The sequence below is a fragment of the Natrialba chahannaoensis JCM 10990 genome, from assembly GCF_000337135.1.
Classification (GTDB): domain Archaea; phylum Halobacteriota; class Halobacteria; order Halobacteriales; family Natrialbaceae; genus Natrialba; species Natrialba chahannaoensis.
In genome coordinates, this window is sequence record NZ_AOIN01000091.1 from 21552 (window position 1) to 43272 (window position 21721).

Annotated in this window: 15 protein-coding genes; 5 read left to right on the forward strand and 10 right to left on the reverse strand. The window is 61.2% G+C overall.

What is annotated here, in order from left to right; translation table 11 throughout:
- Nucleotides 1-274 precede the first annotated feature (274 nt).
- Nucleotides 275-1456: a bifunctional sugar-1-phosphate nucleotidylyltransferase/acetyltransferase gene (glmU, locus tag C482_RS16055; RefSeq protein ID WP_006168802.1), complete on the reverse strand. Its 1182-nt coding sequence runs from the start codon at nucleotides 1454-1456 to the stop codon at nucleotides 275-277.
- Nucleotides 1457-1894: 438 nt separating this feature from the next.
- Between glmU and C482_RS16060 the strand changes: the two genes are divergently transcribed.
- Nucleotides 1895-2104: a DUF7563 family protein gene (locus C482_RS16060; protein WP_049896893.1), complete on the forward strand. Its 210-nt coding sequence runs from the start codon at nucleotides 1895-1897 to the stop codon at nucleotides 2102-2104.
- Between the two features lie 374 nt (nucleotides 2105-2478).
- Here C482_RS16060 and glmM read toward each other — a convergent pair whose 3' ends face one another.
- Nucleotides 2479-3816 carry a phosphoglucosamine mutase gene (gene glmM, locus C482_RS16065; RefSeq protein WP_049896894.1) on the reverse strand — a complete coding sequence of 446 codons (1338 nt, stop codon included), beginning with the start codon at nucleotides 3814-3816 and terminating at the stop codon, nucleotides 2479-2481.
- A gap of 183 nt (nucleotides 3817-3999) precedes the next feature.
- Between glmM and C482_RS16070 the strand changes: the two genes are divergently transcribed.
- Entirely contained in the window at nucleotides 4000-4311 is a 312-nt protein-coding gene (locus C482_RS16070; protein ID WP_006168805.1) for a hypothetical protein, read from the forward strand.
- Between the two features lie 17 nt (nucleotides 4312-4328).
- On the opposite strand, the gene C482_RS16075 is transcribed toward C482_RS16070, so the two are convergent.
- From C482_RS16075 to C482_RS16085, 3 genes are all read right to left on the reverse strand, one after another.
- On the reverse strand, nucleotides 4329-5351 hold the full coding sequence (locus C482_RS16075; protein WP_006168806.1) for a lipid II:glycine glycyltransferase FemX: 1023 nt from the start codon (nucleotides 5349-5351) through the stop codon (nucleotides 4329-4331).
- Nucleotides 5348-6973, reverse strand: a complete 1626-nt coding sequence (locus tag C482_RS16080; protein WP_006168807.1) for an alkaline phosphatase family protein — start codon at nucleotides 6971-6973, stop codon at nucleotides 5348-5350. Before C482_RS16080 ends, C482_RS16075 begins: the two co-directional genes overlap by 4 nt.
- Nucleotides 6974-7385: 412 nt before the next feature.
- Nucleotides 7386-9317, reverse strand: a complete 1932-nt coding sequence (locus C482_RS16085; RefSeq protein WP_006168808.1) for a helicase HerA domain-containing protein — start codon at nucleotides 9315-9317, stop codon at nucleotides 7386-7388.
- Nucleotides 9318-10226: 909 nt separating this feature from the next.
- On the opposite strand from C482_RS16085, the gene C482_RS16090 reads away from it, so the two are divergent.
- Nucleotides 10227-10583: a hypothetical protein gene (locus C482_RS16090; RefSeq protein ID WP_049896895.1), complete on the forward strand. Its 357-nt coding sequence runs from the start codon at nucleotides 10227-10229 to the stop codon at nucleotides 10581-10583.
- Here the strand turns inward: C482_RS16090 and C482_RS16095 are convergent.
- Entirely contained in the window at nucleotides 10580-12613 is a 2034-nt protein-coding gene (locus C482_RS16095; protein WP_006168810.1) for a DEAD/DEAH box helicase, read from the reverse strand. The genes C482_RS16090 and C482_RS16095 overlap by 4 nt on opposite strands.
- Nucleotides 12614-12740: 127 nt before the next feature.
- On the opposite strand from C482_RS16095, the gene C482_RS21880 reads away from it, so the two are divergent.
- Nucleotides 12741-12917, forward strand: a complete 177-nt coding sequence (locus C482_RS21880) for a hypothetical protein (RefSeq protein ID WP_006168811.1) — start codon at nucleotides 12741-12743, stop codon at nucleotides 12915-12917.
- Here the strand turns inward: C482_RS21880 and C482_RS16105 are convergent.
- Nucleotides 12910-13863 carry a transcription initiation factor IIB gene (locus C482_RS16105; RefSeq protein WP_006168812.1) on the reverse strand — a complete coding sequence of 318 codons (954 nt, stop codon included), beginning with the start codon at nucleotides 13861-13863 and terminating at the stop codon, nucleotides 12910-12912. The genes C482_RS21880 and C482_RS16105 overlap by 8 nt on opposite strands.
- Before the next feature lie 794 nt (nucleotides 13864-14657).
- On the opposite strand from C482_RS16105, the gene C482_RS16110 reads away from it, so the two are divergent.
- A complete protein-coding gene (locus C482_RS16110) occupies nucleotides 14658-15257 on the forward strand; it encodes a DUF7344 domain-containing protein (protein WP_006168813.1) in 600 nt (199 codons plus the stop codon).
- 381 nt (nucleotides 15258-15638) lie between these two features.
- On the opposite strand, the gene C482_RS16115 is transcribed toward C482_RS16110, so the two are convergent.
- The 3 genes from C482_RS16115 to C482_RS16125 form a co-directional block, all read right to left on the reverse strand.
- Entirely contained in the window at nucleotides 15639-17333 is a 1695-nt protein-coding gene (locus C482_RS16115; protein WP_006168814.1) for a hypothetical protein, read from the reverse strand.
- A gap of 886 nt (nucleotides 17334-18219) precedes the next feature.
- On the reverse strand, nucleotides 18220-19164 hold the full coding sequence (locus C482_RS16120) for a hypothetical protein (RefSeq protein ID WP_006168815.1): 945 nt from the start codon (nucleotides 19162-19164) through the stop codon (nucleotides 18220-18222).
- A gap of 404 nt (nucleotides 19165-19568) precedes the next feature.
- The gene (locus C482_RS16125) at nucleotides 19569-21380 is read right to left on the reverse strand and encodes a hypothetical protein (RefSeq protein ID WP_006168816.1); all 1812 of its coding nucleotides are present in this window, start codon (nucleotides 21378-21380) and stop codon (nucleotides 19569-19571) included.
- Between the last annotated feature and the right edge of the window lie 341 nt (nucleotides 21381-21721).

The window sequence follows — 21721 nt, forward strand, 5'->3', positions numbered from 1 at the left end:
ACGGTCTCGCAGAAACCGATCGCCACCGGAGCCGAGGCCACCCCCGTAGCCCCAGCTCCGTGCAGCGCCGGGTGATCGAGACCCGCACTCGAACGATGTCGAACTCGAGTCGGCTGGAAGAGCGGCGATCGAGCAACGGTGTGGTACTGACCGGCACTCCTCCACTGTGACTAGCCGAAGCAGGTTCATAAAATCGGCCCCTGGGAGCGTCGGCTTCGGTGGTTGTGGCAGTTTCAGTGATCTAATTAGTGTTCGAAGGAGAAACAGATTCGCCTTACCGATCCCGCTCGACTACTTCACCGGGCTTTGACGTCGCACCGGCGTCGAGTTTTAGCCCAGGTGTCAGACTCGTATTGATCCCCGTCTTGACCTCGTCGCCGGCGACGACGCCGAACTTCCGGCGTCCCGTCGAAATCCGTTCGCCCTTGACGGTGAACTTGATCGCCTCGTCGTCGTGGCGGAGATTGGCAACCGTCGTCCCCGCACCGAAGTTGACGTTACGGCCGAGCACGCTGTCGCCGACGTAGGAGAGGTGGCTGACAGATGTTCCACGAGAGAGGACGCTGTTTTTGATCTCGACCGCGTTGCCGACCGACGCATCCTCGTCGACGAGCGTGGCACCACGGACGTACGCGTTTGGCCCAACCGTCGCACCCGAGCGAACCAGTGCCGGACCCTCGATCACGACTCCCGGCTTCACCGTTGCACCCTCCTCGACGACGACATCGCCCTCAAGTTGGGCCGCGTCGCTGACCTCACCCTCGATGCGCCGGTCGAGCTCGCCGAGCTTCCACTCGTTGGCCTCGAGGAGTTCCCACGGACGGCCAACGTCCATCCAGCGGTCGGTCGTGACCGGTGTGACCGCAAACTCGTCGATGACGCGGGCGAGCACGTCCGTGATCTCGTGTTCACCACGTTCGCTTGTGGGGACCTCGAGCCACTCGCGGGCGCGCTCTGGGAAGGCGTACGCGCCGGCATTGGCGAGATTCGTCGGCGGCTCGGCGGGTTTCTCGACAATGTCGACGATGGTGTCGTCCTCGGTACTCAGTACGCCGTAGTTGCTTGGGTTCTCGACCTCGACGGCACAGACAGCCGGACAGGCGTCAAAGAGCGCGTCGATCGCAGCGGGGTCGTAGAGATTGTCGCCGTTGAGGACCGCGAAGGGACCATCGAGGTGTTCGCTGGCGGCGTTGACGGCATCCGCGGTGCCGTCCTGCCCCTCCTGAATGGCGTAGGTGACCGGGACGCCACGATAGCTGTCCTCGAAATATTCTCTGACGGTGTCGGCCTCGTAGCCCACGACGAGGACGAGTTCCTCGGCCCCGGCGTCGATCGCGGCGTCGACGGTGTGTGCGACAAGCGGTCGGTCGGCGACTGGCAACATCGGTTTCGGGACAGATCCGGAGAGCGGCCGAATCCTGGTGCCCTCTCCCGCTGCGAGAACGACTGCTTTCATGACGCTGACCTACGGCGATGCAGGGGTTAAATATACAGGATCTAATCGCACGAACGGAGCGCGAGAAAAAACCGTTCACGAGAGGCGGGATGGGCGATACGTCCGTCGTGTCGTCGTTGTGCTGGCCGCAAGTCGTTCCGATTGGGTGATAAAATCGTTTGGTCGGGTGTCGTGTACGACTACTCTGGACCCGACGGTGACTCGATCGGCGAGTGGGTCCAACGAACATCGGCTGATCGAGAAATTCCGTCAAAATCACCCGGTGAAACGAGCTATTACCTTCAGGAAATATTGAATTTCGCGACGTAGAACTGGTTACAGTGTCGATTTCCACAACTACGTGGAACCGGGTAAATTCGGCATAAACGCCGGCACGACCGTATAGAACTCGAGTTATGCGGTCTATATTAAATACCGTTCTGTGGCTACGGCCTGATGATGTCGACGGAACCAACTGATGCGAAGTGGACGCCGATGACGTCTCGCCAGCAAACGAGCTCCCCCCGCTGTGTCAACTGCGGCAACCAGGTCACCCGTCAGTTCGCCCGTGTCTTTGGTGACAATCGCGACGTTGTCCACGCCTGCCCCGACTGTGCGACGTACCGCGAGATGAAGACCTCCGATTTCATCCCCAAAGAGCAGCGCTAGACGCACAAATACGTCGAAAAACGCGAGCATACGCCAGAAGTTTCGACTCCGTGGCAGGATCGCCCGTCTGCGTTCCCGTCCCACCATCCGGTTGGGAGGCTCGTGCTCATCGACTTCCCACTTCCGTCTGATGGACGGTCCACCGTCCCCTTTCATTTTCTCGCTTCCTCCTCCCTCCCTTCCACCACTGTTTCCTTTCCCCCCTTTCTCAGTTCACACTCTCGTCTCTCACCGCCGTTTCACACTCCATACTCTCCACTCTCAGCACGGTTCCCACTCAACCCCAAAACGAGACGTCAGGCCGAGCGAGGCAAATACCAGGAGAGTCAGCCGAGCCGGCAGGCCGAGAACCGCCCGAACACACCGCTGTCCCGCTACTGGTCGACTACCTCGACCCCGTCAATCGCCCCCTCGACTAGTGCCTGTGCCTCGTCGAAGACGCGCTCTGCGGCCGCTGCAGAGCGGGCCTCGGCCGTCACCCGGACGAGCGGCTCCGTCCCACTCGCACGGAGCAAGAACCAGCCCTCGTCCGTTTCCACGCGGACTCCGTCCAGCGTGTCCACATCATCGTAGGCCTCGGTCACGCGCTCCTGTACGGCCGCCATCACCGCTTCCTTCTCGGCCACCTCGATCGACGTGCGGCGGATCGGATACTGCTCGATCTCACCCGCGAGTTTGGAAAGCGGCCCCACTGTATCGACGAACTCCACCAGCTTGCAGGCCGCGAGCGGGCCGTCGGGACAGAGCGTCTCCGCTGGCCAGATCCAGGCCCCGCTGGGTTCGCCGCCGAAAGTCACGTCGCCCTCGGTCGCTCGCTCCGCGACGTAGACGTCACCGACCTGCGTCCGCGTGACTGACGCGCCAACGGCTGCGAGCGCGTCGTCGACTGCGAGACTTGTATCGACCGGCGCGGCGACCCGCTCCCCGTCGCTCGCCGCTTTGCGCGCGAACAGGGCGAGCAACGCATCCTTCGGGACGAACGTCCCCGTCTCGTCGATCGCCATCATCCGATCCGCGTCGCCGTCATGGCCAATTCCGAGATCCGCACCGGTGTGCTCGACCATCGCGGCAAGGGACTCGAGTGTCTCCGCGTTCGGCTCGCTCGGCCGACCAGGGAACGAGCCGTCGGGCTGGCCGTTCAGCGTTTCGACGATGCAGCCGAGGTCGTCGAGGACGGAGGCGGTGATTCCGCCGGCTCCGTTGCCGATGTCGACGATCACGTGCGGGGTGCCCTCGATGGAGACCGCTAATTCGAGCTGTGCTGCGTGGAGTTCGGTCGCATCCTCGTACTGACGGCGCGTGCCGAGTTCGTCCCAGGCGGCGAGATCGTAGTCAGACTCCAGGATTCGGCGTTCGATTTCATCGCGCTGGTCGGGACCGAACGCCTTCCCAGAAGGCGTCCAGAGTTTGAGACCGTTGTCTGTCTCCGGGTTGTGCGAGGCCGTCACGACGATGCCGGCGTCCGCATCGAGGTGATCGATCGCGCGAGCGACGGTCGGCGTCGCCGCGACTCCGACCTCGATAACGTCCGCACCGCACTCCCGCAAGCCGGCCGCAACCGCGTCAGCTAGCAACACGCCGCTCTCGCGGACATCTCGTCCGAGGACGACCGTCTCGTACCCATCCGAGGCAACCGCTCGGCCGACGGCGAGTGCAAGGTCTGCCGTTACCTCCTCGCCGACCGTCCCGCGGATGCCACTCGTTCCGAACATACCGATCATGACGCGATCCAGCGCCTTACTATGTTGTGGTTAACAGCGCTCACTCCACAAACTACTGGCATCGATCGTTTATCTGCGAAGAACGGAGGGCCAACTTTCGGTTAGCACAACCCTATGATTCTGAACCGTCGAAACGGTATAGAAGTGCCCCACGGTACGCCAAGATAGTTGACTATGAGTGCTACAGACTCCGAACCCGAACCCGAACCAGAACAAGACCCAGAGCCGGAACTTGATTCCGAATCCAAACCCGAATCCGAACCGCACCCGAACACCGCCCTCACCGGCCTCCCCCCAAGCGCCAAACTCGTCTACAAGGTACTCGAGTACGAGGGCTCGCTCACCCAGGAGGAACTCGCCGCGGAGTCGCGGCTGTGCTCGCGGACGGTTCGGTACGCGCTCGGCAAACTAGAGAAGGCAGAGCAGGTCGACAGTCGGGTCTGTTTGCAGGATGCGCGACAGTCGAAGTACCAAATCGTCGAGTAACGGCGGTTGAGCGGCGATCACCGGTACTTCCGATATCGATCCACCACCAGATCGAACCCGAACGCCCCCGACGTGATCACGTAGTTCGTTACTAGCCGGGGATTGAACTTTGCCTTGTAGCGGTTGATGCTCGGTACACCTGCCCCGACGAGATCGTAGTACTCGAGTCCGTCCCGGAGGCCATCGCGCATGACGTGCCAATCGAGGAGATCGTTGATGTCGAGATCGGTGGAGATGGTAGTGTCCGCATCGGGCCTCACACCGCCCTGCCACCGGTAGCGGGTCGTCTCGGATTCGACGACGAGGATGCCGCCAAGGAACTCGCCGTCGACGAGACAGACGTAAGGGCGGATCGAGCCGTCGGGAAGCGCCCGGTGCAGTGACCGGGCGAAGTCGGGGCTGAGGTGGAACGCACGACCTTGGTTCTCGTAGCGGGCGGCGACCTGGTCGACGATTCGTTCGACCTCGTCGGTGTCGCCCTCCTCGATGGTGTAGGCGTCCTCGTCGGCGTTTCGAATGTTGCTCCGTGCATCGCTGCTGAACCGGTCGAGGAGATCGTCTTCCGAACCCTCGAGGTCGACGATGTAGGTGTACTCCGGCTCCACGTCGAACTCGTTCCAGACGAACGGGCGAACGTCGGCGAACTCGGCTGCGACGAACCGCGTGTACAGCGGCGAGAGTTCGGTTTCAAGCCACTCGAAGCAGCCCTCGAGAAAGCGCTCGATCCGCTGGTCAGCTTTGCGCTGTTTGAGCTTGTCGACGTTCAACAGCGCGGGGCCGAGGTAACACGACCACGACTGCGGGGCTGGCGAGAACGCACCCGTAACCGGCCCGCTGGTGAACTCGAAGATTGGGAAGATGCCGACCGCCTCCTGACCTTTGAAGCCGACGAGCAGGTGCGGCGTCGTCCCCGTATCCTGTGCCTGTAACCGAATCGCATCCGCCCGAAAGAACGGGTTCGTCCCGTCCGAGCGCTCGACGTACCGGTCCCACTCTGCGGCGTCCTGCCACGGGTCAAGTTCGGTGACCTCGAGACTCATAGGTACCCCAGGTCCGAGAGGCGGTCCTCGACCGCCCTGTCGTCGGTCACAGTGATCGGGTCGGATTCGTAGGCCGGATACGCCGTCCGCGAACTCTCTTCGATCACTGGGAGTGCGGTCCCGTCCATCTCGGCGTCGATGGGCACGTCGAACAGCGAACAGATCGTCGGCGCGATATCGAGAATCGTCGCATCCGCGACGCCGGCACGCTCGTCGAACGCCTCGCCCGTCGCCGCGACCACACCGGTTTGCTTGTGGTTCCACGGCTCCATCGGCTCGCCGAACTGCGCCTGGCCGAGGGAAACGTCGACGGCCGTGTCGAAGTCTGCCGGGACGGTGACGATATCCGGTGCGTGCTCGATGTATGGGCCGTCGAAGTAGGCCTCCCGTGGCGCGACCGCATCGAACATCGGTTCACCGTCCGGCGTTCGTACATCCGCCAGCGCGTCGATCACCTCATCTCGCACCCGTTCGTAGTCGGTCGCCGGCACCTGCCCGTTCGGCTCGCGCCCCTCGAGGTTGATCCGCAACCCGAGTTCGCTCTTCGAGCGCATGTAGACCATCGAATTCGGGAAGTCCACCTGTTCGCTTGCCGCACGGATCATGTCGTTTGGCACCCGCCGACCGATCGGTTCCTTGAGCCCGACGTACTCGAGTGCGTTGGCGACTCGCTGCGTTGTAATCCCGACCCTGGCGGCAGCGTTCATCGCTCGTTCTACCGGGCCTGCCTCGTGATCGCTGGCATCCTCGCCTTCGAGAAGATCGTTCTGCCAGGCGGTCGACCAGTTGGGCATTCCTTCGCCGCCCTTCTGGCCGTCCAGATAGCCCTGGTCGCGCAGGAACTCGTTGACACGGAACTCGGGGCCGGAAACAGGACCCATCCCGTGATCGCTGACGACCAGAACGTTGTCGGGGTCGGTCTCCTCGAGCGTTTCGGCGAGTTGGTTGTCGACCTCGCGGTAGACCGCCTCGATCGCCTTCTTGTCGCCTGGGCGCTCGTGGAAGACGGAGTCGGTGAGCTGGAACTGGAGGAAGCCAAAGCCGGGTTCGAACCGCCGACAGAGGTAGCGAAACGCCTTCCCACGGAGTTCGAGCGTTCGCTCGTAGCCCTCGATCGATCGGTCGGGTTCGGGACCGCTCTGCGGGTAGATTCGGTAGTCACCGCAGGCGAGTTTCACGTCCTCGAGTATCCCTTCCGGGTGGCAGTCAGGGTCTTCAGGTGCGGTCATCCCCGGAATCAGCGCGCCGTCGAACTCCCCCGCGGGATGGGTGACTGGCATGTTGACGACGACACTCGAGATGTCGTGGTCGGAGAGCAGTTCCCAGACGGGCCGTTCGCGCACGTGCGTTGCGTTCACTACGTCCCAGTCGTAGCCATCGAACGAGAGAAAGTCGAAGACACCGTGTTTGCCGGGGTTCTTCCCGGTGTACATCGACGGCCAAGCGCTAGCCGTCCACGGCGGAATCTGGGACTCGAGTGGTCCGCTGGCGCTGTCTTCGAACAGTTGCTGGAGCGTCGGAACCTGGCCGTCTTCGAACAGTCGATGAAGAATCGGTCGGCAGCCGGCGTCGAGACCGACGACCAGCAATCGAAGCCCAGGTTCGTCTGTCGAATCGTCCATGGGTGACATGTTTCGGCGTTTGGGCTTTGTTATGCGAGCGCTTGGCCGGCTGTAAGCCTGGTCTGCAGGCGGCAACGGTCGACGATCGAGGACCGCCTCCAGCACTGTAAGATCGGCTTTCGCGACCGCTGTCGCCTGTATCGGCTGCATCACTAAGCCCCTCATTGGCGACCATGTGCGTATGGTGTGTGTATTGATAACAAGGAGATCGGGCTGGCTTCCGAATCGATGATCAGCGACACGCCATCACTGCTCGTGGCGTCGGCGGTGTCCACACCTGGCCGCGACTCGCTGGTCGCGTCCTCGGGGATCCCGACTACAAAACGGCGACGCGACTCTGACACGAACTCGTGACACTGCCGGTACACCAGCACGTTGATCCGGCTGCACTCGAGTGGGTCAGTGACGTGCTTCAGTGGGAGTGAGTTTCTCGCTGGTCTCGTGCATGACCCCCCTGTGATTGCTCACTGTCGTCTCTGTCGACGATCTCGTTTCCCTGTTCCGTCTGCTCGTCGGAACGCTCTGCATCGTACTCGTCCGTCGCCAACGCGTGCAACTTCGCCCGCACTGGTCCCTCGAGTTCGTACGACCGCACGTCCGTGCGATCGAGGATCGACTCCGTCCGGAGCTCCGAAAGCAGGCTCTGGACTGCCACCGTCGATCGGTCAACCTTGGTCGCGATCTGCTCCGTCTCGAGTGCCCCCTCGCGTGCGAGCACCTCCAGAACGTGCGCGGCAGTTTCGACGGTACAGCGAGAACCTTCGCTGGCACGGTGGAGTCGATCGCCGATCCAGGTGGTCTCGAAGAGGGTGACGACATCGCGCAGGTCGTACTCGTCCTGACCGTTGGCGACGATGAAGCGGGTGTGGGTGTCGTCACGGGCATCGCCGTCCGCCTCGTCCTCGCTGTCGACTGTCACGTAGCCGAGTTCGACCGGCGTGCCGCCCGCCTGGACGATCGTGTCAGTCGACGACTCCGTTTCAGCGGCGGAATCTGTGTCTGAATCAGCAGCGACACCATCAGACACAGTTTCGTCACTCCGAAGCTCCCGTTCCAGCTCTCGCACTCGCGAGCGCAACTGATCCCGCTGGGACCGCAACTGCTCTATCGTTTCCGACCGCGACTCGAGTGTCCCCGTGAGTGACTCGATGCGTTCCTCGCGGGACTCGAGTTGCTTGCGTACCTCGTCGCGCTCGGTCTCCAACGCATCTCGCTCGTCCGCCAGTTCATCCCGTTCATCCTCCAGTTCGACCACCTCTTCGTGCAATCGCCGCAACTCCTCATCGCTTCCGCCGCCGAGTTGCGTCTGCACCGTACTCCGACCGCTCAGCGCGTCGGCCATCTGCTTTGCCGCACTCGAGACGTCGCGGGCCGACTCGAGTTCGTCCTCTAAGGTCTCGATTCGTTTCTCCTTCTTCTCGAGTTCGTTCTCGAGTTCGTGGATGCGGTCCTGTTCGCGGTCCTTGCGCTCTGAGATGTCCTGTAAGTCGCCGACGAGGGCGTCGGAGACAGACTTGAGTTCGGGGCGTTCGAAGTCGTCGAGACCGGGCGTCGCGCCGGCGTCGAAAGTGCGCTTGCGCCGGAACTGGATCTTGCGGACGTCGATATCGGTCCAGTCAGTCTGGACGAACGCCTGGCCGTCGTCGAGGTCGGAGACCATCTCCGAGTACTCGGTGTCGATAATCCGGCCGACGACCTTGGTGTCGTTGTCCCAGGTCAGCCGGTGCCAGACGAGCCAGTTCGCCTGCGTGATGAAGTCCTTCTTGACGTCGGCGGGGCGCTGGCTGATGCCGAGGATACCGAGGCCGTGCTTGCGGCCACGCTTGCTGATCTTGATCAGGAGGTTGCCGGTTTCACCGACACCGCCGCCCTCGGGGATGTACTCGTGGACCTCCTCGACGACGAGGAGGAATGGCTTCTTGAGTTTCTTCTCCTTGACGAACAGCTGGCGGGCGATCTTGCGCAACAGCTCGTTTGCAACGTCCTCGTCCAGATAGCCCGAAACGTCGAGGATGACGGGGACGTTCTCCTCCAGGGCGAGGGTCGCCATCTGTTCGGCGTGCTCGGGCCCGATCTGGATATCACACTCCTCGTCGGCCCCGGCGTGGAGCATTTCGTACTCTTCCTTGAGGCCGTAGTACTCGCCGTCGGTGTCGACGATCAGCAGCGGGAAGCCAGCCTCGAGCAACTCCTCCGCGATGACGGAGGCGGTGTTCGACTTTCCCGATCCAGACTTGCCGGTGACGAACCCGCGGCCGGTCAGCAGTTCGACGACCGGCAGGTGTAGATCCGTGCCGTCGGCCGTTTTACCTACAAGCACCTCGCGTTGCTCACTCACCGCCATCCCACCCCGACTGCGCGCGACTTGATCATTATCAGTACAGTCCGAACACGTGACCTTGAATATTGGCCTCGACGGAATACCACCATTTGTTATCGATTACGAGTCAAATCCTGAGGATTGGTTGAGAAACGCATCCGTCATCGTGGCCGATATTCTCGTAACAACTGGAACTGTGTCCACACTGACTTTATCATATTCTTGCGTTCTGGTGTATGTGGGCTTCCAGTGGCCTACTGTAGTTCATTGGACAACCCAACAATCCCAATGAGTAAGCCGACGAGGATAATGACCGGAGAAAACTCTCTACCGGGCCCACCGCTGATTTCGAGCACACCTGCGAATAGGAGGACGGTCATCGAAAATCGCTGTAATGCTGCACCGTTCATACTGCATGATATTCATTCAACAAGATAAGTTCTCGGAGTGTCAATACCGATCATACAGGGACACACTTGTCTATCTACACACAGAGTTGTCGTTGTAATCTATTAACACACCTGAGAAAGGATTATGTCACTGCCGCTCAACGTATCGATCGTTCCGATGATCCCGACCACGCCACCGTGCACTCGCCATCCGGCAGCCATCGCTGTCGGCAAGGGAGTGCTTGCGTCCATCTCCAGTGTCTATCTCACTGGAAATGGACTGCTTGGTGGTGGTGGACGGGACCGCTGACGGCACCGCGCCGTCGATTCGACCCCGTCCGCACCGCGCACGTGTTCGCCGGTCGGGGTCGCCGCGACTTTTCTCAGCCTCTCCGTCTCCCCTCGGAGGCTGTCTGTCTCTGCGATGCCGGCCAGCGACACCTGCGCGGGCACACCGCTCCCGCAGCATACTGGACTGGCACCGATCGCCGCAAGAACTCGGCAGCGACGATCCGACTCGAGTTCGACTCTCGACGGGAGCCTCATGAACAGTACCCAGACTGCAGTCGTTGCAACGCTCACCGTTCGCGTACCGATCAACGCGGCCGGTAGCCTCGCCGATGGTGCGACCACCGTCGTCGAGCGAATCGACGCCGTCGATCGGCTTGAGGAGGCGACCGTTCGAGGACTCAACCCGGCACTGAACGAGACGACGGTCGACCTCCGCGTTCGGCTCGTGCTCACAGCAACTCCTGTCGACGAGCGTCCCGACGCCACAACCGTGCGAACCGAACTCGAAGATGGCGTTGGTATCAAAGCAGTCGAAGACGTGCGGACGGACACCGTCGAGACGGCAGACGCGGATAGACCGCCGACACAGACCGCTTCGGTGGTTGATTAGCCGTCAGTGGCGGTGTCCGAGCCGCCAGCGGTATCGCCATCGACAGTAGCATCTGACTCACCACTGCCATCGTCCGCAGAACGATCCCCACCGCCAGTATCGACATCCCGCTCGATAGTCTCCTCACGCACCGTCATCCCCTTTCGGCCGAGATGCTGCAACTGCCGCCGGGCGAAGTCCTCCTCGCGCGTCCCACGCGTCGCGAGCACGTAGACGAGCGCGCCACCTGCCGGCCGCATCGTCCGCCCCGCGCGCTGGGTCCCCTGCCGGCGCGAGCCACCGAGTCCGGAGGCAACGATCGCCAGATCCGCTGTCGGAAGGTCGATTCCCTCGTCACCCACGCGCGAAACGATCAGCAGGTCGCGCTCGTCGCGACGGAACTCCTCGAGTAGCCGCCGGCGCTCGTGGTGGGGGGTCTCCCCGCTGAGGAAGGGGACGTCGAGCGCGTCGGCGAGGTCACGCCCCTGGTCGAGGTAGTCGACGAAGACGAGTGCCTTCGAGTCGGCATGGGCGGAGAGCAGGTACCGCACGTCGTCGACCTTCCCACGATTTCGGGCGGCGATCCGGTACTTCTCGCGGCCGTCGGCGGAGGCGTAGGCGTTCGACTGCTCGTCGTCGCCCCACGGCACGTAGCGAATCTCGAGTTCCGGTTCGGCGACGAAGCCAGCCTCGAACAGGGCCTGCCAGTCGGTGCCGATCGGCGGCCCGACGAGTGTGAATATCTCGGTCTGGCGGTCGTCCTCCCGAATCGGACTGGCTGAGAGGCCGAGCCGGTGCCGGGACTGCAGGTGCGTACTCCGTCGGTAGACGTCTGAGGGCACGTGCTGGCACTCGTCGAACACGACGAGCCCCCACTCGCGGTCGTCGAACAGCGACCGGTGGCGATCCATCCCGGCGATCTGGTAGGTCGCGATCGTCACGGGCCGGACGTTCTTCTGCCCGCCGTGGTACTGACCGATCTGATGCGGTTCGAGCGAGGTGTACTCCTCGATGGCCTCGGCCCACTGGCGCGCAAGATCTCGGCTCGGAACCAACACCAGCGTTTCGCCGCCGACGTGGGCCATCGCGCCCATCGCGGCGACGGTCTTTCCACTTCCCGGCGGGCCGACGAAGACACCCTCGCCGGCCTCGGCGAAGCGGTCAACCCACGTCTGCTGGTAGTCGCGCAGCGAGACACCGAGTTCGATGTCCAGTTGCTCGCCGGCCTCCAGCTCGCGGTGGTCCTGCACCGGATAGCCCGCCTCGTAGAGAATCCGTTTGATCGCCGCCTCCGCACCCTCTCGGACCCACTCTTCGGTTTCGGAGATGGGTGCATGGACGTGCTCCTCGTCGAGTTTCTGGCGGGCGACGTTGCCCATCACTTCGGGGCTCTTTGCCTCCAGCACGGTGTAGCCCTCCTCGTGCGTCGCGAGCCGGAACTGGTGGGCTCGATCCCACTGGCTCTCGACCCAGTCCTCGAGTTGGTCCGAGCGCTGGCCGAGTGCCTGGCGCATGGTTCGTTCGAGTTCGTCGAAGGAGTCGTGGGGGGCCTGCCAGACGTCCTCCGGTCTGACGACGTAGCGGTAGCTCTCTTCGCCGTTGCCGTCCGCGAGGTGAGCGAACTGTGCGAGCTGGGCGCGGGTGAACTGGGACGGTCGGTCGACGATGATCTCCCGGCGCTTCGGGAAGACGACCACGCGCTCGCGATCGGTCAGGTCCTCGAGTTCGCTCGGATACCAGACGACGGGATCGGTCGAGACGGAGAGGCGCTCGAGTGTCCCCTGTTCCGTGAGCGTGTCGAGTTCCTCGCTGATCGCCTCGTGGGGCCGGTCGAGCGCGCGGGCGACGGCCCCGGCGGTGAGGACGGGGCGGCCGGCCTGCTGACAGGCGTCGTGGAAGGATTCGAGTGAGAGAGAGTGGCTGGTCGCCCCATTGGCCGGGGTCGACTCGCCGGTGTCCCCATCGTTGGAGGGAGTGTCAGACGGAGTGTCGGAGGAAGCATCTGAGGGATGCTCGCCGCTTCGTGTCGCTGACGAACGTTCGTCGGTCACTGCAGGGCCGTAACGGTGGTGAGAGTAAACCGATTTCGCCTCGCCTCGATTCGGCTACTGGAGCAGTCGCTGGTAGCAATCCGTGACAGTGCAACACTATATGGACCGCGGCGTCGTATTTTCTCGCATGTTCCGTGCGATCCTCCCCGAGGGACAGATCATGTGCGAGGACTACGACCGAACAGACGACGGGCTCAGGTTGTATGACGAGTCGGGTAATTTCATCGCGTTCGTGCCGTATGCAAACCTACACGCATTGCTCAACGAGGATGTCTACAACGAAAGTGAGCGGTCGATCATGTAGCTGGCGACTGATCGATCGCATCGAGCTGTTCCCGGTAACGGTTTCTGACGGTTACCACGGTCGTCTGCGCTGTATCAGCGACCGCGCGCTGCGGGATGGTTTCATCACAGAGCAAGCCGGCAGCGTAGATCGCTGCCGCGGCGAAGCCGGTCGGTGACTTGCCGGAGTGGAGCCCCTTGTCGGTCGTCTGGTTGATAATCTCGACCGCTCTGGTTTCGACCTCCTTGCTCACGTCGAGTTCCGAACAGAACCGCGGCACGAACTGTCGTGGGTTCGTCGGCTCGAGATTGATATCGAGTTCGTCCGCGATGTAGCGGTAGGTGCGGCCGATCTCGCGTTGATCGACCCGCGAAACGGAGGTGACCTCCTCGAGACTGCGCGGAATGCCCTCCTTTCGGCAGGCGGTGTAGAGCGCACTGGTTGCGACGCCCTCAATGGAGCGGCCGCGAATGAGGTCCTGCTCGAGTGCCCGTCGGTAGATCACGCTGGCGGTCTCCTTGACCGGTTTTGGGACACCGAGGGCGCTGACCATGCGATCGATCTCGGAGAGTGCGTACTTGAGATTGCGTTCGCCCGCGTTCTTCGTGCGAATGCGTTCTTGCCAGACGCGCAACCGGTGGAGTTGGCCGTGCTTATCGGCCGACATCGAGTGGCCGTTTGCGTCCTTGTTGCGCCAGTCGATCGTCGTCGTCAGCCCCCGGTCGTGCATGGATTGCGTAAGGGGTGCGCCGACGCGGGAGAGTTCGTCGTGTTCCTGAGCGTTGAACGCGCGCCACTCCGGTCCGTAGTCAATCGGGTCCTCAGTCAGAACGAGCCCGCATTCATCACAGACGCGCTCGCCGCGATCCGGATCGTGGACGATGGTATCCGTTTCGCAGTCTGGACATAATCCAGGCTCTGACTCCTGGACCTCGCTTCTGGTGTGGTCGATGATGGACTGCGTCATCAGTAGTGGACGGAAGCCGTGCAGTCACTGTAAGGGGTTCACATGGTTTCGAGAGAAACCCCGACTTACTGTGGCGTGCATTTTGCCCCGGCGACGGCAGGGACGAAGATAAAGCTGTTCCGTGCATGCACCGGCGACGGTCGGGTCATGGTTGCGAAAACGAGGCGCTGCCTCGGAAAAGCGAGCAACTGAACAGGCGGAGTAACTTGTTGCCGGCCCGATACGAGAACGGCCACGTACACGGACCGACGGGTCGACGTGCGTGTTCTATTCGAGAGTGCTCCCCCACTTGCACCCCATTACGAGCACAAGTAACGCTATTGTTCTCCGCGTAAAGCTCGCTTTCGAGACCAAACCGTCAGGAGATTTTATGTCGCTCGAGTCGAACGTTTCGTAGCAGTGCTGTGTCGCCGATCCGGACTCCAACATCGTCTCGCGCATCGCCAGCGACAACGTAGCAACGGCCGTACGCTGTCGGTACACAAACCCAATCGCTCGATACTACGGGGACCAACACGCGCTGTTGCTCGCCGAAACGCCAAACAACAGCGACGCGAGGGTCGCCATCCGGGAAGTTGGTCCGTACCCACTTTGCAGCCGGTGCGAAACGTGACCGTGCTTAAGAGTATCTCTGTTGGTGTACCACTTGGTGTGTCAATCGTGACTGCGAATCGCCGTTTGAGCGTACAGGGGTCGCTGTCGGTTCGACAGCCCGGTGGTGGTTTCACCACCCGAAGCTGGCTCCCCACAATCGGGACTGTTCGACCCGGTCGAACAGCCGGAGGGGCACGATAATGTCTTCCGTCGATACCTCGCTTCCGGACGAACTCTCTTCTTCCGTAAGCGATGCCGAGACCGATGACCAGCTGTCGAAAGACGTTATCTTTGAACTCCTGAAGAATCGCCGTCGCCGCGAGGTACTCACGTACTTACTCGAGGCCGACGAGACTGTCACCCTCGGCGAACTCGCCGAGCAAATCGCCGCCTGGGAGAACGATACCAGCGTCAACGCGCTGAGCTCTGATCAGCGAAAGCGCGTCTACGTCGCACTCTACCAGACCCATCTCCCGAAGATGGATGATGCCGGAATCGTCGAGTACGACCAGGATCGTGGGCTGATCTCACTGTCGGACAACGCCGACCTGCTGATGATGTATCTTGATACGGACGCACATCGACAGGATCGGTGGGACCGGTGGTATGCTGGTCTGAGTATCGGCGGCGGCGTACTCATTGCTGCGGCATTGCTCGGTGTACCCGGCCTCACTGCCCTCCCGACGCTCGCGCTCGCGGGCGGCGTCGTGCTCGCGTTCTTCGCCCTCTCGCTGGCTCACGCCGCGACGAACCGCGAGCACGAGCGGACCGTCGATGGAAAACTCTCACGCATCGAGTAGCGACTGTTGCGCTCGATCCGAACAGTGAGTAGCGGTTCCCAGACCGTTACAACTACTGATCTGTTTCGTCAACGGGTGTTCTCAGATTCGAACAGGATCAAGAAGGACTTTTATTCATCCCGTTCGTAGTAAGCAATGGCTCCCGGCGACCGTCATCCAGTACCGGGACAGTTCGCGTGCCAGCTTGCTGTTCCACGCGCGGGAGCCACCTTCTCACTACGTCGATATGTTGACACTGCCGACTCCTCACCGAGACAGAGAGACCCGTCGGTTGGATGCGTCGACTGATCGTACTCGAGAGCGGCGAGTCAGAGACGCCGCGGTTGTCATCGTCTAAAAGCGCAACACGCAAACCGCAATCGGCGCTACTGGAACGACTGCCTACTGGTTCCGTGCGTTGTACTGCACGTCGACTGCCGCCGGTCCACACAGTGTGAAGTCGTCGATTGTCCCCTCGAACCAGTATGCGTCGAGTTCGTTGTCGACAACACCACGGACGTAGCGGTCGTCGATGATATCCTCGTCGTCGATCGTTGCCGAGCGATAGTCCGACTTGACGACCGTTCCGTCGATACGGAACGAGTACGTACTCGGCTCGTCACTGTCACCCCCGTCGATGACGAGCGCGTGGGGAAGCAGTTCGGTTTCCCCGTACTCGGATGGATCGATCTCCTCGCCGTCGAGGAAAACCGCCGCCTCGCCGTCGATAAACGTGACATCGGCGAGTGCACCCGAGAAGCGGAACGTCTGCGTGGCGTTCGTCACCGAGCTCTGGACCGTCGAGCCGGAAACCGTCGTCACTTCATCATCCGGATTCTCGTCTGCGTCGAGTTCAATCGTGCCGTCGACCGTGATCTCGTAACTTGTTGGTGCGCCACGGCCCTCGATCTCGAGTACGTGTGGGAGGTCCTCACCGTAGTCAGACGGATCGACTTCCTCACCGTTGACGAAGACCGTTCCCGGTCCGTCGACGGTCAGCGTGAGCAGGTCGCCGTCGAACCGGAAAGCGTCCTTCCAATCGGCGACGACGCCGTATGCCACGCCGTCGTCGATACCCGCAGCCGCGTCGATCGTCGCACCCTCTGCCGTCGATGGCTCGACATCGCCCTCGGCTTCGAACTCGTAACGAGTCACGTCCGACTCATCACCCTCGACGAGCAGGAGGTTCTCGAGTGCGGGTCCGTCGTCGTCCTCGTCTGCGTCGTTGCCGTTCACACTATCTCCCGTCTCGTTCGTCTCGCCCGACGCGGCTTCGATGGCCGACGTTGGGGTTCCTTCGGGGACCGAGAGCTCGGGGGAACTCGAGACGTTCGATCGATTGAGGCCACCGCCCTGAACGCTACCGCTGATTGCGCCGCCGGTCATCTGGGCAGTTGCGTTACCACGCAGGATGATCGCGTGTGGGTAGCCCCCGCTTGCGAAGTGTGAATCCTCGATCGAGACGGTGCTGCCGGGCCAGACCCAGACTGGCCGGCCGCTATCTTCAGTGTAGCCGCCCCAGCCGGGACCGTAGTCGGTGTTGTCGTTGTACGCGACCGAGTCGACGATGGCGTCGTTGCCGCCGGCAACGCGGTAGGTGCTGACGCCGTTGTTCTTGCCGTAACAGTGTTCGAATCGCGCGGAGCCGCCCGAAGCGGTGTTTGAACAGTAGAAGCCGTTGTTCGGCCACCCCTGAACGTTGCAGTGACGGAATGTGACGTCACAGGAGGCGTCGCGGTGGTAGAACACCGCGCCGGGTCCGTGGACGAAACTCTCGCCTTCCTTGGTCGATCCGTCGCCGAGGTAGACGTTCTCGATCAGGACATCCCCACTCGGTGCCGTGATCGAGATCATGAACCCGTCCCCACGGTGGAGTCCCTCGAATCCGACGTTCCGGATCACGGAGTTGCCACCCTCGACGAGGAGGACGACGCTGTTGCCGTTGGTCAGGTCGATTAGTTTGTTCTCGAAGGTTTCACCCTGCCCGATGCGGATGACCTGTCCGTTGGCGGTGATCGTCTCGTAGTCGTCACTGTTTGCCGCGCCGGCGGTTGCGCCGAACGCGGTCGCTGCAGTCGTTGCCCCGGCCAGTTTCATGTACGAACGACGGTCGAGTAATCCACTATTACTCTCTGTCGTCGCGTCGTTCCCGGATGAACCGTCACCCGGTACCGAACGTTCACGTGCCATGTACTACGGGTAATACAGAACTACCGCAATAAACTTTCCCTTTCACCGAACCTAAAATTTACAGACAGTAGCTATGGTCAGATAGTTCGTTCACAAAACTATCTATGTTTTTAACCGGAAGGAGCTCATATACAGCCATCTCTGGCAGGTAATAGCTTATTACCCAAAATCACCGTAAATACCGCAGCAAAAATTGACGGGTAAAACAAAATTACCCTCAAATTCTAACACGTTCTGCATAGCCAACTATGCGTCTGGTCGCGGGACCGACACACCCCATTCAGACAGTAGACGAGATCGAAGAAGCAATCATCGTATAAGATTGATGTGATCGGTTGGCGTTCGATACCGCAGCGATAGGCCCCGCACGTGCGAAGGACGGTATCCAGTCCCCAGTATCGGTCAGGTCCAGGTCCAGGACCGGGGCCGGGCCCAAGTCCAAAATCGCGGGAAACGAACCAGTCGCTCGTCCAGTCGTGTGAAAATGGAACGCAAAATTGGACCGCAGCGGCGGGAGGGCCGTCGGTCAGCGGAGCGTCTCGGTCGACGGTCGACACCGGATAGCTATCGACGGACGACAGCCCGGAGCGACCGCCCGTGGAGGGCCGTCGTCAGCGGGTTCCAAACGGAACATCACAGTGAACCGCTCACCCCATCCCATAGCGGGTGTGCAGTTCACCGTTCGGAATCGGCAGAACGGCGGAACCGGCCTCGCCGCCACATCCCCTTGGCAGCGGTGGCCGACTTCCTGTCGCGCGTTGCGCGTTGTGCGTTGTGCGTTGTGTGTCTCTCGTCAGTTCGCGTCGCCGGCAGCCGCTTCCTCGGCACTCGTCGGCGTTCCATCCGGAATGAAGGCGGACGGATCGGTGCCAACGTCGTCGCCAAGCTGGACCGTCGAACCAGCGTTTTCACCGACGCCAGCCTGCTCGTCGTAGTCAGTGTCGGTGACGACGACATCAGTTGGGTTGCCGTTCGCACCGGCGTCGATCGCGACGTTCTGCCCGTTCATCTCGAGCTGGCAGTTGTCGACCTCGACGGTGCCGGGTGCCCAGGCCCAGATTCCACGGCCCTGGTATCCCTCCTCGTTGATGTAGACACTCGAGTTGGTGACTTTGCTTCCCGCCGTCGCGAGACGGAAGTGGGAGACATAACAGTTCGCAGCGAAACAGCGGTCGATGTGGACCGTGCCACCGCCGGCGTTGCCGGGTGCGGAGGCGTAGATCGCGTTGTCCGCGAAGCCCTGAATGTTGACGTTCTGGAAGTCAATGTGACCGGCGTGGTCGGGATCGACCCAGAAGGCAGTCTGGCCGTGACCGCTGGAGCTGCCGTTGCGCTCGTCGGAGCCATCACCGAGGTAGACGTTCTCGATGGTACTCGAGCCACCGGAGTCGGAGATACCGAACGTCGCGGAGCCGGAGCCGGAGGTGTTCTCACCGGTGAAGCCGACGTTCCGGACGGTCCAGTCCTCACCGTGTGCGGTGATGATGATGTCCTGACCGGTGGTCATGTCGATAAGCTTGTTCTCCCAGGTCTCACCGGAACCGATCGTAATCGTCTGGTTGTCGGCTTCGATGAGTTCGTAGTCCGTCTGGCCCGTTGCCGTACCGGCTACGCCAAGGGTCGTCGCTGCGGTTGCGACCGCTGCGATCGATTGGACGTAATTGCGGCGTGTTAAGCTTGAATTACGGCCGGTAGTCGGAGTATTCTCCGTATCGGACGGACGGGAATTCTGCGCCATACACAACCGTAACATCACCTTATACGCATAAACCTTTCTTTGTCCAATTGGGTTAAATTAATAGATAGTATTGTGAACAGTACAGAAGAGATCACAATGAAAGACGATTCGGTCACGAACATACGAACGAAAAACCGTCTAAACGGCTCTCATAATACCCTGTTTCCGAGTAAATAGTTTTTTAATCGACCTCTGACGGCCACTATCGGCTGTTTTGCTGGCTGCTGTCGACTATCGTTCGAACCGGAGTGTGCAATTGTTTATCGTCGAAACGATCGGTCCAGTTGCTGGTTACCCACAACACTCCGGACCGATATCCAGTTCCCTCACGCGAGAAGCGAGTGAAAACTGGACACTGACGGTACTGAACAGAAGGCGAGAAGGTCAGTCGTTCCGACTCGTGTCTACGCTGGCGCGTCACTCCCGTCCGATGAACTGACGGCGTACATTTCGAACTCACTGTTCGAGATCACCTTGTTCACGCCCGGCTGCTGTGAGGTGTGCTCGAGTGCGGCCTCGCTGTAATGGAGTTCCTGATAGACATCGATCTCTCGAGTGACGTCATACTCTGTGACGATGAAATAGTAATCGAGGTCGTTGTAGGCACTAGTGTAGTTTCCAGCCTCCCATAACTCGGGATCGACCTCACCGCTCGCCGTTCCCGCACCCGATAGTGGTGCATCACGGTTTTCGAGACCATACAGACCGTGGTCGTACCGGAACGGATCGTAGCCGAGGCCAACGTGTGGTCGGTCCTCTGCGCCGTGGTCGAAGGCGGTTTCGTAACCGCTGAATTTCTCGTCGGTGATGTGCTGCGTTGGACTGTAGATGAGTGGCGACGCGTAGATCGTCATGAGACCCAGGACGAGACAGGCACCGAGCGCCACCGCAGCGACCGCGCTCGCACCCGGTGTCGTGATGTATCGCGAGAGACCTCCAATCGCGTGTGCGATGGCAATCCCGCCAAGGATAGTCAACAGGACATAGATGAAGCCGACCTGCCGGAACGCCATCGTCGGTGTTCCGACGAAGTAAACGAGGAAAACCCCGCCAAGTGGGACGAGCGAGAGCGCGAGGTAGGTGACGAGTGTCGACGTTTCGCGGTCGGTCGCCGTCCAGCCGAGCCACATAACAAGCACGAAGAGACCGGCAACGAGGCCGATCACGGCAGCATCAAGAAAGAGAATAACGAACATTTCACCAAGGCTGCCGCCGATCTCGGTGAGTGAGCCACCGCGCTGATCGACCGTCTCACCGCCGCCGATATCGGCGGAGAACATTCCGTAAATGAGTCCAGAGACGGCGCTCCGGAACCGGTCGTTCGACACCGCCCAGACGGTGAAGATGAGGCCGAGTACGACCGCGTGCGTGTACGTCGTCGGATGGTCAACCACAGGGTGATCCTCGTACCGCCAGCGAGCGAGGTACTGCAGGCCCGCTATCGTCCCGACGAGGATGACGACGTTGATCATCTGTTGTGGGTGGACGAGCAGGAGCGTGATCCCCGTAACGTAGATGAGCAAACTGAACGGCGAGAGTCCGAACGGCAACCGTTCGATCGTCGACCGGCGGTGCAGGTAGGCGACGAACGCGAAGATGACGACCGGAACCAGAAACAGTGCGTTTGAATTCGTGTGTATCCCCATATGGGTCGCGATATTGTTGATCGGCAACACCATCCAGGAGATCACCGCGGCGACACCGACCGCGAGTCCGTTGCCAGTCAGATCCCGAACGACGAGCGGAACGAACACCAGGAACGGGATGAACAGGATAACGACGCTGAGTAACAGCGCCCGCTCGATTGGAACGCCTGCGAGGAAGTGAATCACGGTCGCAATCGAGTGCACCCCCGGGTAGAACAGTTCGTGGGGTTGTAAGCCACCGTCGACGATGTCCCGCGTCCAGCCGAGGTGCGTGAGCGCGTCGCCCATGCCGGAGAACCGATAGTCGCGGATCAACGGCAGGCTCACGATGGCCGTTACCGTCGTCGCACCAAGTGCGATCGCAATAGCCTGCTGTCGGCCGCGACAGGCAAGCGCCAACACGACCGCGATCGCGAGCGCAACCGCAAACCCGACCCAGGTCGCAGTCGGCGTTCCCGCAAAGATCGACGGCTCGTAGCCAGTCGCCGGATTCGCACGTGCAATGATGAGTCCGACGGCGAGGGCGAAAAATCCACCCGCGAACACGGCGTTGAGCGCCGATCGGTTCATCGTTTCACACCCAGAACAGGTTGGTGCCGCGTATCGATACGCATCTCTTGGCGTCACCACACTGAATCTGCGGTTTGTTATACGGAACTTATCAACAACGGTGTGAAAGTGCAGTTTCGGATCCGCTCGCAGAGGACCGCTGGGTGTTGTGAACGAACGAGCGCCAACTTCTTGACCTCGGGTACGACGGTCATACAGAACCGGAGCGACGGATACCACTACAAAACCGAACGGTGAGAGCGCCACCGCACGAATACGACTGCTGACCGAGTTGACACTGTACGACCTCGTTGTCACAAACTGGAGGGTCGACTATGCATCGATTTCACAGTTGGCGACCG